This is a genomic window from Bacillus taeanensis (assembly GCF_003318295.1).
In the GTDB taxonomy this organism is placed as follows: Bacteria; Bacillota; Bacilli; order Bacillales; family UBA6769; genus Maribacillus; species Maribacillus taeanensis.
The window spans coordinates 22,576-34,593 of the sequence record NZ_QOCW01000027.1 but is presented as its reverse complement, the minus strand read 5'-3'; the positions used below and the strand labels follow the sequence as shown (position 1 = coordinate 34,593).

The window sequence follows — 12,018 nt, the reverse complement described above, 5'->3', positions numbered from 1 at the left end:
GAGGTGCTTTATGAAAAAAACCATTCTCTTTTTCCTGCCATTCCTCTATATAAATAACTATCATTCTGCCTGTGCGGCAAACATCGTTCAAACCGATCACGTCTATACTTATGAAAACTTAACAAACGACCTCTATGAACTAGCAAACACTTATCCGAACATCATTCAACTAACCGCACTCACAGAAACCGACTACGGCCGGAAGATTTGGGCAGTGAAGCTCGGAAACGGTGAAACGTCCGTTTTACTAAACGGTGCCCATCATGCGAGAGAATGGATGACAAGTATGCTGTTAATGAAGATGATCGAAACATATGCGGAAGCTCACAAAACAAACACACCTATCAGCGGATTATCTCCAGCCATTTTAGATGATGTATCCCTTTGGTTTGTGCCGATGGTAAACCCAGACGGAGTTACCCTTCAGCAGTTTGGCCTCGAAGCTGTTCCTTTTTTCGCACATGAACAGTTTCTTCAAATGAACAAAGGCATAGAAAATTTCAACCGCTGGAAAGCAAATGGAGACGGAATCGATTTAAACCGCCAATATCCTGTCGGCTGGGAACAATTAAAAGGCGTGACTTCCTCACCAAGCTATAAAATGTTTAAAGGTACGCGTCCGCTTCAGGCCAAAGAAGCCCAAGCCCTCGTGCATTTAACAAAGAACATTCAGCCTGAAATTGCCGTTTCCTATCATTCATCTGGACAGGTCATTTTTTGGGGAATCGATGCGTGGCGGCTTACTCATACGACCGATGCTGCTGAGAGAGAACACAGCATCGTTGATAAACTTTCGGCAGTAACTCACTACAAGCTCGCTCAACCTGGTCCAACCGAGCAGGGCGGCGGCTATACCGATTGGTTTGCAAGTTCCTTTCAAAAACCTGCCTTTACACTAGAAATCGGTGAACTCGTTGAAGAACAAAGCCTTCCTCTCAGCGCTTTTCCTGAAGTATGGAAACGAAATCACCTCATCGGTCTCATAATTGCTGAACAAGCACTGCATCTTCAAAACATGAAAAAGGCGGCTCCTTCACCCCGTCCATCAATGAAGTAAACTATTTTATTGAAAATTTCAGCAGCAAAGGCGTACAATGAAAGAGTTAGAAACCGTTTGAACATTATTTTTTTAGAGAGATAAAGGAGAAAAATCATGCAGGAGGCAATCATCGGAAGCGTTCTTTCAGCAATGGCAACAGGTCTTGGCGCTGTACCTATCTTATTTTTTAAAGGGGTTACTCACAGGTGGCGCGACATTCTTCTCGCTTATACGGCTGGGATTATGATGGCGGCCTCTACGTTTAGTTTAATACCTGAAGCGTTAGGCTCATCAAACTTATACGTATTAACAGTCGGCCTGCTGCTTGGGACGTTTGTTCTTAATTTTTTAGAAAAATATATTCCACACATTGATTTAGAACATACGAAATATAATCTTAAAATTGAACAAAAAGCCATTCTTATTATTACCGCAATTACGCTTCATAACTTACCTGAAGGATTATCGGTTGGGGTCAGTTACGCAAGCGGTGACGATAGTCTCGGCGGTCTTATTGCGTTTGCGATCGGTCTGCAAAACGCGCCCGAGGGCTTTCTTGTTGCCTTGTTTCTTGTCAATCAAAACATTTCAAAATGGAAGGCACTGCTTATTGCGACACTAACCGGAACTGTTGAAATTTTTACCGCTCTAATCGGTTATCTGTTATCTGCGAGCGTTGACGGTCTTGTTCCTTATGGATTAAGCTTTGCGGCAGGAGCGATGCTGTTTATTATTTATAAAGAACTTATCCCAGAAAGCCATGGCGACGGCAATGAGCGCTATTCCACCTATGCGTTTATACTAGGACTTATTACGATGCTGTTTATGATTAATGCTTTTTAATATTTTCTTAAGAAAAGCGCAAGTGCCTTGTTCACCCCCCACAAGCAAATGTTCTTACGGTGAAAAGGCGCTTTTTGCCTTTACGGCGTAAGGTTATTTGATTCGAGGGGGTAGGCGCTGGAGCTAGACACCAAAACTTATCCTTTCTTATCTTTTAAAAAGCTGTTACATGTTCTTTCATGTAACAGCTTTTTTACATCCTGCTTTTCCAATTGATCAACTTCATCATGAACCGAAGAAAAAGCATTAATAAGAAAACGCTTATAAACGTATGCACCCATGTCCATGTATGGTAATGAAGTAAATTTGTATACCGCTCCACTCCCACTTCGACAATTGTTAAAGCCGCTGTATAAACCAAGGCCTGTCCGACAATCCCACGATATGCGGCGTGATAAGTTGTTTGATAAAAATAAATACATATAACTGGAAACAATACATACTCATAAAGAATGCTCGTATCAAAATGATCACTTAAAAATTTCACCGGATAATGAAGCATCTCTTCCCCTTCTACAAGTACTCCAAGAAATGTTGTAATATTAGCGCTTAACAAAAACATAAGCAGCCAATCTTTAAGCGGCGGCTTGCGTAAGCTGAAGAAGAAGAGAGAAATTCCGATTATAAGCAGTGCCCATAGAATAATTTGCTCCATATTAAAGCCCTCACTCTTCATTTAAAATACCGTATTAGCAGGTTAACCAAAATAAGTCCCTCACATAAGTATTGACAGACATATAAGAAAAAAACTGCTAACCGAACATTTTAACTTTTTACGTCTATGCATCACCTTCCATAAATTTCGCCATACTAAACATTAATATAAAAGAGAAATGCGAACTTCAAGCAGAACAAACAACAAAACGATTCACATTTAATAAACCTAAAATGGTCTTGATTTCATCCCGTTACGGCTATTTTGGCGGCAAAATTGTTAGCAAGAAACATTTTAAAGATTTTTTTAAAAACTTTATGTCTCGCTCAATTTAATTTTTCTTAAAACTGCTAGTTTCATACTTCATATATTTTTTGGACAAAGTATTTGTAATAAACATCGCTACTGGAGGGAATAAAATGGCAAACAATCATCATCCAAAATTAACTGCTTCTGAAACGGCCTTGTTGTGGGGGTCGTATCAAAACGATACACTCGGGGTCTGTATGATTTCACATTTTTTACAAACAGTGGAAGATGAAGAAATTCGTCCTCTCTTACAATTTGCATTAGACATCGCTAAACAGCATTTACGAAAACTTACAGCGATTTTCAAAGAAGAAAAGCATCCGATTCCAATCGGCTTTACGAAAGCAGATATTAATTTGAATGCACCGAAACTTTTTTCTGATACATTTATGCTTTATTATATTCAAGGTATGGGCGCGATGGGCTTAAATACTTATAGTACCGCACTGCCAAATGCGGCTCGAAAAGATATTCGTGATTATTATACAAGTTGTCTTCATTCTTCTTCAGAGCTTTATAACAGAACATCTGATTTAATGCAGCAAAAAGGCGTATTTATTCGGGCGCCGTACATTCCATATAACGAGAAAGTAGAATTTGTGGAAAAACAGCATTTTCTCTCTGGTTGGATTGGCGACCAACGACCGCTTACTTCAAATGAAATTTTACTTTTATTTGCTAACTTACAGCGCAATATGTTTGGACATGCATTATTAACTGGATTCAGTCAAATTGCACAGTCAAAAGAAGTAAAGCATTATATGACAAGAGGAGCAGAAATCTCAAAGCACCATATGGAGATATTCCACAAATATTTAACTGAAAGCAATGTTGAAACACCAATGACGTGGAATATTATGCCGACCGCTTCAACAGAACCACCATTTTCTGATAAATTGTTAATGTTTCATACAACCGCCATTAATGCGCTGGGAATAGGTTATTACGGTGCCTCTTTAGCAGGAACCGCAAGAAAAGATATTTCTGCTTCCTACAGCCGCTTAATGATCGAAGCTGGCGAATATTCCGCAGATGGTGCAAATCTTATGATCAAAAACGGCTGGTTGGAAAAACCTCCTTCAGCGCCCGATCGAAAAGCATTAGTGAAGAGTTAACTAAATAGAGAGAGGCAGGGAGTCTTAATAGGAAGAATAGTCTTTTTTCTTGTTATATATTCAAATGTGCAGACAGAAAAGCACATTTTTCTGTCTGCACATTTTTTTTGCAATTATTAACTGAATCTACTCTTAAATTCATTTCCTTTAACTTCTAAAAAAAGATTGTTTATGATCGAAAGCTATGATTCGGTTTTCTTTCGTAACTTTGCTGCGAGTAGCAGAAATATAGGTAAGATAAAACCAATGGTTAAAGAGAAAGGCAGCCATGTTTTTGCTGTAAATGTTCTAAAATAAGCTGTATTCGGCAGCATAGAAATGGAGAGAACAACTGTAATGATTCCTAGAGGGAAAATTAATGGACGATTACTTTTTAAATTGAATATTTGTATAAGCCCTAAAGTAGAAGCATAAAAACAAATAAGTAATTTGTAGAAAATACTTAAAAACCAAGCTATAGCTAGTACCGCCTCAAACCTTTGAATGAACTCACCAATATCAATTTTTTTCGCTAATATATAGGTTGGATAAATATTTCGAGCTGTAAAGTCAGCCCCTAAAACACCAATTGATAAAAGTGTAATGAAAGTAGTAATTAGTCCCGCAATGAATGTACCTGTTAGCAAAGCTCTCCCCGCTTTTTCTGGTTTATCTACGTAAGGGATTAACGTTAGAAAAATAATCAATTCTAAAAAAAGTATTCCGATATATATGTTATTGGCGCGTAATAAACTTTTAAAATCTACTTCCAATATGGGCTGGATGTTTTTTAACTCTATCTGATTAAGATTACCTAAAGTTATAAAAGTTAAAAGTAAAATAATCCATGGGAAAAAAATTTCTGCTGACCGTGCAAAGCTTTCTAACCCAAGACGTGTCCCCATAATAATAACGAACATAAAAATAAGCATTATCGCTTGAACAGGAGTTTCTATCATAAACTGTATTGTCATAAAATCAGCAATTTGCCTAAGCAAAAATGGACAAGTAATAAAAAAATAAGAAAAAAATAAAAAAGAAATAGTTTTTCCAAACCATTTTCCTAGAATTCTTTCGCACAGTTGGAATAAAGTTAACTTTGGATATATTTGTCCCAAAGCACTGTATAAAAAAACAAGCAATAAACCTATCCCTAACCCGAGGATACTGGCTATCCAAGCATCTTGTTTCGCATCTTTTGCAAAAGCACCAGGGACAAGCAAAATCGTTGTTCCAATAGAAAATAAAATAACTAATATTCTAAATTGGTCTACTGATATTTTCCCGTTCTTAAACATCATTCTCTCTTTAGCTCCTTACAATTCAAGCTAATCATTGACCATTTGTTCTATCACAGTAAACGTATCCTTAACACTATTATGTGCAAAAAAGAAGAGAATAACAGTAGACGCTAAAGTTTATCTTCCTTCGCGAAATAATCAAATGGATAAAAAATAGGAGGTTTGCCTAATCTAAAAAGAAGAAAGCGAAGAAGAACAGCGAAAAGCAAAGAAAAAGAAAGGGGAAGTATGAAAAACTGTCTATTTTACACAAAACCCATCATAACACTATTGTATCAAAGAATGAATCGGTTTTTTATAGATCAAGTAGAGGTTATTACTAATTTTCCATTCTTTAATTATGACAGTCTAAATAAAAAACTGAACGATGCTGCCCGTTCAGTTTTATTGATGAGTTGATTCACTTTTTACCTTGTTTTCTCGTTGGTTGTTCTTTACTCTTGTCATTCCTAATGCGGTATTTTCCCATAAAATTTTTTCAACAGCTTCCCACTGGTGTTCCCCGCAGCGGATCATGAGGACGATTTCAGAAGTAATGTTTTTTTTACCCATTTTTGATCTTTTCAGCATAAAATATTTAATAAGAAAACCTAAAAGAATACCAAAGAGAGCTCCGATAATTCCCCATATAATTGGACCCCATTTTAATACATATCCATAAATCGCACCTAAAAGCATAAAACATGTGCCTAATATCGTCGCACCATCAAACATGCTGAATCCATCTGCTTGGTGAATTGTATCAAACAGCTGCCTTGGCTCTGTTCGCTTATCTAAAGGCGCCGCCAATATATTTTCTTTTGAAATTCCTTTTTGTTGAAGCGCTGTAATCGCAAGTTCAATAAAAATGGAATTCTCAAAGGTAGCAATAACAAGCATGTCACCCAACTCCCTTTACAGATAGATGCACGGTAAGATGCGATTTTAAAAGATAGACGTGTTGATTTTGATTCATTTATTCGAAAGAAGGCACCCAGTCAGCAAAATCAACACACTCTCTACAAATGGCACTGAAGCTATATAGGCAGCTTAAAATTAGGATTTTGATAGGTTCGCCGCAAATAGTTCGAAAGCTCTTTTTCGCATAGTTTGTTGTACTCAACCGCTGAAACGTAAGCATCATAAATAATAAATAAGTGAATAGAAGGAAGGTAAAGAGTCCACTGCATATCCAGCACTTCACTCACTTTTGCAAACTCACCAATTAATGAATATTGAATCGCAATCGGAATATGTGAATAATACATAATCGCGATCGTATATCCAAAAATAAAAAAACCGACCATCACTTTATGTAAATAAAGATGACCAAGACCAGGAATTAACGTAGACCAACTAAGGGCTACCCACGGCTTGCGTTTATCTAAATAATTAAGATCCCAAGCACCTAATTTCAGCGGAGATAGCGGAAAATCCTCCCAATCTGCTAGAAGGTACTGCTTATTTAAATCAACGGCGGTGCGATAACCGTCCCAAATCCCAAACATATAAATGCCAACATAAAGAATTAACCATCTTTCATCGAGAACTTCTTTTGCTTTGTCAAAATCACCTAATAATGAATACAGAACTCCTAAATTCACATTCGCTAAATTATTAATAAACAATTCCCATGAAATTAGCATTAATGCAGCCGCATAACGATGAAGGAGAAGATGACCAAAACCAGGATAAGAAAATGAAAAAAAAGCAACAACTAAAGGATTTTTTAAATGAAGCTGTGCTGTAGAAAATTGTGAGATATGCGCGCGCCGTCTTCGATACGGTGGCAGTTGATTCATTTTATCTTTCCATCACTTTTCTGATGAAATCTGTTCGTGTTAGCCTGTCTTCTTAGATGTTTCACAGTCTTCCCCCTGCTTATCATTTTCTTTTATCTTTAATTACTATTATTTACATTTTGATTACTTTTAAACAAAAGGTTTTTCGTTTTATACGAATAATGACAGAAAAAAAACAAAAAACGATAAGAACTGCTTCTTACCGCTTTTTATTTACTTTTTTTCGGATAAACAAGACAATACATAATAAAAAAGGGATATAAGCCGCAAAGACAGGATACACATATTGAAGAACAACAAAACTTTGCTTCATGTGTGCGCCGTAGTTTGGGGCGAAATAAATAGAAGTGATGACCACAGCTGCTCCAAATGGAAGAATAAGAATTTTTTTTGAGACATGAAAAATCGTGCTTCCCGCAAGAATTGCTGCATACATAAAGACACTAATTTTAAAAAAATCGTTCACAATGAGCCAGACCATAAAAAACGAGTCTAACCGCTGAATAAAATCGCCAATATCAATCAATTTATTCATTTCTAAAAGCGGCGAAATTTTTTCCCCTCTTATGTTTGCCCCTAAAACCGTAATTGTCAGACCGTGAATAAATGCTAAAACCAAACCGCTCAGAATCACAGCACTCATTGAAACTTGCAGCTGTAATTTTTTGTTTGTTAAATAATGAAAAATCATTGTAAAACAAATCATTTCCCCAAACGGCGCCATCCATGTTTCTTTAAAAGCTGTACCAATAATTGTCTTCCAATCAGGTTCTAAAATAGGAAAAAGCCGATCTGTATGGACAATTCCTGAACCCATAACAAGAATGACAAACAGCACGCCTGTACCAATTAAATAAATAAAAAACGCTTCACTCGTACGGCACAACACTTCAATTCCTTTATAGATTCCATATAAAATGACGGCCATTAAGAGAAAACCCAGTACCGAAATAGGTGTTCCCATATAGTAGAGTGTTAATAATTCCATCCCATCTCTCACATCTCGAGCCGCACCGTATAAAAAATAAAGCATATAAAGAATGCCAACAAACGTCCCAACAAATTTCCCGAAAATGTCTTTCATATATTCAGTAAGCGGCATATTAGGATAGTTTTGAAATAAATAATGATACATGAAAAGAAGCGGCACGCCGCCTGCCATTCCAAGTAAAATTGTGATCCATGCCGCTTGTTTTGCGCCTGCTCCTAACGGAAACATCACGGTTGTACCGATTTCAAAAAAGACGATTAATGTAAATAATTGAAAAGGAGATATTTTTGCGGTTTGCATTTTTTCATGATCTCTCCCTCATTTATATGCTTTTATGAGTTACTGAGGGCTATCTTTATGAATACTCCCGCCACTTAATTTTCTAGCGAAAATTTGAAGTGGGGGTTTCTAACGTATCGAACATTTCTGAACGCTTAACGTTAGTGGAGTTGACACATTGGCGGTCTAAATACGCCCAACTCCTCTATCCCATCGTTCTTGCCTTTGGGACTTCTTTTAATAAGCCTACTGCACCATTTTCACACGTTGTGCTAGTCATGTATCACGCATCTTCGGCTTCTCTAGGCTTGAACATTTTACGCAGCAGAGCGTCTTTTCCTGCTACAACCTTATATGTTCAGTTTTCAATGAGCATGTACAAGGATGTACAAGGATGTACAACTATTATTATATCATTTATTACGTACTTGTGTTCGTAATAAATGATGGAAATTCACCCCCTCCCTACTTATTGGGCTATCGCCCTTCACATTCCTTGAGGAAGGGGTACTCTTTCCAAAAATGATAGATTAGAAAACCTTACATATTCCTTCATTCTTTCCTATTCTAAATCAGTTATACAGATAAGAGGCTGTCTCGCTAGGTTCTACCCTGTTAAGACAACCTCTTATACTTATTTATTTTTATTGCCTTCAAAGTGAGCATCAACCGGTCCTAATTGATGATCTTTTTCTTCCCGCTTTCGTCGTTTCAAGCGTTCAAGAATTTTTTTGTAATTTAAGTTAATCGTTTTTGGTTTGTACTGCTCAGATGCTTGAATATCACTTGTTGATGCTTTCATAAATGACCAGCCGAGCATAATCATAATGAATAAAAGCGGAAAGCCGCCGACAATACTTGCGGTTTGCAGTGTTCCCAGTCCGCCGATAAACATTAAGACGAGCGGCATTAAGCAAAGTGCAAATGCCCAAAATAAACGATTCCAGCGCTGTGGTTCATCTTCAACCGTTTTTTGAACAACCGACGCTAAAATATAGGAACTGGAATCAAACGTTGTCGCTAGGAAAATAATCGCTAAAATTGTAAAAATAAAGATCATTAACGCTCCAAGCGGGAGCTGGCTAATAATTCCGATAATGGCCTGCGGTGCTCCGGTTGTATTTAATACATTAATGACATCATACTGCCCGGTTAACTGCAGGTGCATACCGTAGTTGCCCATAATTCCAAAGAACAATAAGCATCCAAATGTCCCGTAAAACATCGTGCCGATAATCATTTGCCGAATCGTGCGGCCGCGTGAAATTTTTGCGATAAACAAGCCAACAAACGGGGCATATACAAGCCACCATGCCCAATAGAAAACAGTCCATGATTCCGGAAAACCAGTCCGCTCATACGGTCCGAGCGCATTAAACGGCTCTGTCCACGTACTCATATGAAAAAAGTTATCTAACAAAAGCCCGATGCTGTTTGTCGTTGTTTCGGTAATAAAGCGGGTTGGTCCTAATATAAACACAAATGCTAATAGGAAAATCGACAGCCATAAATTCACATCACTTAACACTTTAATTCCTTTTTTAAGTCCTGAATATGCGCTAATCGCAAAAACAGCTGTGACGATCGCTAAAATAACTGTTTTTAGTACCATGTTCGGTTCAATGCCTGTTAAGCTGTGGACACCTTCTGCGATCATCGGCGTTCCAAGCGCAAGCGTCGTACCAGCACCGCCGATTAAGCCAAACATAAATAAAACATCAATAATCGTTCCGAGCGGTCCATCAGCAAGACGGCCAATTAACGGACGTGTTGCTTCACTTACTTTGAGAACTGGCTTTTTTCTTACATAGTAAAAATAAGCGATCGGAAGCGCCGGCAGGGTATAAATCGCCCACGCAATCGGACCCCAGTGAAAAATACCGTACGTACTTGCCCACGCAATCGCCTCTCTTGTCCCCGGCTGAATCCCAAACGGCGGACCTTGAAAATAATACGCCCACTCAATTGTTCCCCAATATAAAATACTAGAACCGATTCCTGCGCAAAACAGCATCCCTGCCCAAGAAAAATTATTAAACTGCGGACGCTCACCTTTTTCCCCTAACTTTACTCTGCCGTTATCACTAAACGCCACATACACGAGAAAAAAGAAAATCCCTAGTCCTACAAGCAAATAAAGAACACCAAAATTTGTTGTCACAAACACATTGGCGGCATCCACAACTTCCTTGCCTCGTTCAGGAAATACGACAAGTGGAACCGTTACCGCTAATAGTAAAATAACCGCCCCTAAAAACGTCGGCCAATCAATTAATCGCTGTTTATCCATTTTTACCTACTCCTTCATCGCTTGTATACTGATAAAATAAATGATCATAAAAGACAGTTTTATGTTAAGCGATTAAAGAAGATATTATGCGAGAAGAAGCGATTTTCACTCTATAAGCGGCCATTACGAATAAACGTCCTTTCCACGTGGACATTTTCGGGTGAATGTCTTTTTGCGGGGTCAGACGCCTCTTTGGTAAAAGTAGAAGTGCTCACGTTTTTAAAAGAAGATAACATTCAAATCATTTACATGTTATAAAACATTCCATTGAGTACGTTTATGAGGATGTTTTTCTGTTAAAATAAACTTACATCACCAAAATAAATTCCATTTTTACTCTAAATACCTATATTTTGTTAGATTTCCTCCAAAAAAATACATCAAACCCCCTCGTTATTATTCCCTTATTCATTTGTCTAGTCCTTTTCATAAAAAACTAAAAATCCTTTTAACATTTCTTCTAAGCACCGAACATCCTTCCTATCCAAATTTTTAATATTTATTTGTAACACAACCTTAACGATGGATTTACATTAAAGGTGTAAAATGTAAGGTGAAACCATTACGATTAAAAGGAGTGCTTTATGATGGAAAGTTTAACTTCTTATGAAATTCATCATGGAAGCGGCACGAAAGTCACCATTACTGACGTCCCTTCCAACCTCTCTCCTCTTGCTTCATTTTTGAAAATGCAGGTAATTGCTGATGAAATTTTCAATATGAAACAGCCCAAACACAGATATTCCTTTAGTGACTTTTGGCGGAAAGAAGTTTACTGCACTGCATGCGGAATAAGCTATCTTCACCATAGAGACTGTGAGAAAGGATTCATCTAAACAATGAGTTATTTCATTAAATTAGATTCACCAATTGATCAAGAATGGTTAATTAAGAAAATTAGAAAATTAATAAGCGAGTTTCAAGATGAACATTGTGAAGAAAAATGGATGCTCATTATCGCTTTAACAAAATATATCGGAAAATAGTTTAATCCCATTTAATTAAATCGTAAAGGAAGGCGATTGTAATGGAATTAACGACCCCGTGTTTAATGACGAAACATTTTGATCATCAGAAAATCTTAAAACTTGTTTCAAAAGCAAATCAGTTTGACAGCTATATTTTAATTGTGCTGGACCAAAAATTAATTAATGCGAAAAGTATCTTAAGTGCCGCTGCGTTAAACGGTATAACTGGACAAATTCGTTTACGCGCAAAAGGAACAGATTCTGAACAAGCGTTAGAAACGTTAAAACAAATTTGTATTGAATGTTAGGACCTACTTCAAATTTTTTATAAAAGGATGACATGATGCTTGGGATCGTACGAATCCCAAGCATTTTTATTTTTACTTATTTTAAAACAGCTAAAACTGATCCTTACACTTAGACCAAAAAAAGCTTTTAATCGCCATTGAATATCGAAATCCTTCCTGA

Annotated in this window: 12 protein-coding genes; 6 read left to right on the top strand and 6 right to left on the bottom strand. The window is 37.2% G+C overall.

Annotated elements, in window-relative coordinates; all coding sequences use genetic code 11:
• Positions 1–10 precede the first annotated feature (10 nt).
• A complete protein-coding gene (locus DS031_RS19260; RefSeq protein WP_181833254.1) occupies positions 11–1,057 on the top strand; it encodes a M14 family zinc carboxypeptidase in 1,047 nt (348 codons plus the stop codon).
• 96 nt (positions 1,058–1,153) lie between these two features.
• Entirely contained in the window at positions 1,154–1,882 is a 729-nt protein-coding gene (locus tag DS031_RS19255) for a ZIP family metal transporter (protein WP_113807731.1), read from the top strand.
• 193 nt (positions 1,883–2,075) lie between these two features.
• Here DS031_RS19255 and DS031_RS19250 read toward each other — a convergent pair whose 3' ends face one another.
• Positions 2,076–2,537, bottom strand: a complete 462-nt coding sequence (locus DS031_RS19250) for a CBO0543 family protein (protein WP_113807729.1) — start codon at positions 2,535–2,537, stop codon at positions 2,076–2,078.
• A 419-nt stretch (positions 2,538–2,956) separates the two neighbouring features.
• Between DS031_RS19250 and DS031_RS19245 the strand changes: the two genes are divergently transcribed.
• Complete coding sequence (locus DS031_RS19245) at positions 2,957–3,961, top strand: DUF3231 family protein (RefSeq protein WP_113807727.1); 1,005 nt, start codon at positions 2,957–2,959, stop codon at positions 3,959–3,961.
• 182 nt (positions 3,962–4,143) lie between these two features.
• Here DS031_RS19245 and DS031_RS19240 read toward each other — a convergent pair whose 3' ends face one another.
• The 5 genes from DS031_RS19240 to DS031_RS19220 all read right to left on the bottom strand — a co-directional run bounded on the left by DS031_RS19240 (position 4,144) and on the right by DS031_RS19220 (position 10,582).
• Entirely contained in the window at positions 4,144–5,241 is a 1,098-nt protein-coding gene (locus tag DS031_RS19240; RefSeq protein WP_245947554.1) for a GerAB/ArcD/ProY family transporter, read from the bottom strand.
• Positions 5,242–5,625: 384 nt separating this feature from the next.
• Positions 5,626–6,120 (bottom strand): hypothetical protein, encoded by a 495-nt coding sequence (locus DS031_RS19235; RefSeq protein ID WP_113807725.1) that lies wholly within the window; start codon positions 6,118–6,120, stop codon positions 5,626–5,628.
• Positions 6,121–6,257: 137 nt separating this feature from the next.
• Complete coding sequence (locus DS031_RS19230; RefSeq protein ID WP_113807723.1) at positions 6,258–7,022, bottom strand: hypothetical protein; 765 nt, start codon at positions 7,020–7,022, stop codon at positions 6,258–6,260.
• A 199-nt stretch (positions 7,023–7,221) separates the two neighbouring features.
• A complete protein-coding gene (locus DS031_RS19225; protein WP_113807721.1) occupies positions 7,222–8,313 on the bottom strand; it encodes a GerAB/ArcD/ProY family transporter in 1,092 nt (363 codons plus the stop codon).
• 613 nt (positions 8,314–8,926) lie between these two features.
• Positions 8,927–10,582 (bottom strand): BCCT family transporter, encoded by a 1,656-nt coding sequence (locus DS031_RS19220; protein WP_113807719.1) that lies wholly within the window; start codon positions 10,580–10,582, stop codon positions 8,927–8,929.
• Positions 10,583–11,169: 587 nt separating this feature from the next.
• On the opposite strand from DS031_RS19220, the gene DS031_RS19215 reads away from it, so the two are divergent.
• Genes DS031_RS19215 through DS031_RS19210 form a run of 3 tightly spaced genes read left to right on the top strand, consistent with a single transcriptional unit; the run spans position 11,170 to position 11,858 of the window.
• Complete coding sequence (locus DS031_RS19215; protein ID WP_113807717.1) at positions 11,170–11,418, top strand: hypothetical protein; 249 nt, start codon at positions 11,170–11,172, stop codon at positions 11,416–11,418.
• Between the two features lie 3 nt (positions 11,419–11,421).
• Complete coding sequence (locus DS031_RS23880) at positions 11,422–11,568, top strand: hypothetical protein (protein WP_181833253.1); 147 nt, start codon at positions 11,422–11,424, stop codon at positions 11,566–11,568.
• A 41-nt stretch (positions 11,569–11,609) separates the two neighbouring features.
• Complete coding sequence (locus tag DS031_RS19210; RefSeq protein WP_113807715.1) at positions 11,610–11,858, top strand: HPr family phosphocarrier protein; 249 nt, start codon at positions 11,610–11,612, stop codon at positions 11,856–11,858.
• The last annotated feature ends 160 nt before the right edge of the window (positions 11,859–12,018 follow it).

Excerpts from the sequence above, each read along its gene's own strand:
- DS031_RS19260 (WP_181833254.1), top strand. The coding sequence starts at position 11 with ATGAAAAAAACCATTCTCTTTTTCCTGCCATTCCTCTATATAAATAAC.
- DS031_RS19255 (WP_113807731.1), top strand. The coding sequence starts at position 1,154 with ATGCAGGAGGCAATCATCGGAAGCGTTCTTTCAGCAATGGCAACAGGT.
- DS031_RS19250 (WP_113807729.1), bottom strand. The coding sequence starts at position 2,537 with ATGGAGCAAATTATTCTATGGGCACTGCTTATAATCGGAATTTCTCTC.
- DS031_RS19245 (WP_113807727.1), top strand. The coding sequence starts at position 2,957 with ATGGCAAACAATCATCATCCAAAATTAACTGCTTCTGAAACGGCCTTG.
- DS031_RS19240 (WP_245947554.1), bottom strand. The coding sequence starts at position 5,241 with ATGATGTTTAAGAACGGGAAAATATCAGTAGACCAATTTAGAATATTA.
- DS031_RS19235 (WP_113807725.1), bottom strand. The coding sequence starts at position 6,120 with ATGCTTGTTATTGCTACCTTTGAGAATTCCATTTTTATTGAACTTGCG.
- DS031_RS19230 (WP_113807723.1), bottom strand. The coding sequence starts at position 7,022 with ATGAATCAACTGCCACCGTATCGAAGACGGCGCGCGCATATCTCACAA.
- DS031_RS19225 (WP_113807721.1), bottom strand. The coding sequence starts at position 8,313 with ATGCAAACCGCAAAAATATCTCCTTTTCAATTATTTACATTAATCGTC.
- DS031_RS19220 (WP_113807719.1), bottom strand. The coding sequence starts at position 10,582 with ATGGATAAACAGCGATTAATTGATTGGCCGACGTTTTTAGGGGCGGTT.
- DS031_RS19215 (WP_113807717.1), top strand. The coding sequence starts at position 11,170 with ATGGAAAGTTTAACTTCTTATGAAATTCATCATGGAAGCGGCACGAAA.
- DS031_RS23880 (WP_181833253.1), top strand. The coding sequence starts at position 11,422 with ATGAGTTATTTCATTAAATTAGATTCACCAATTGATCAAGAATGGTTA.
- DS031_RS19210 (WP_113807715.1), top strand. The coding sequence starts at position 11,610 with ATGGAATTAACGACCCCGTGTTTAATGACGAAACATTTTGATCATCAG.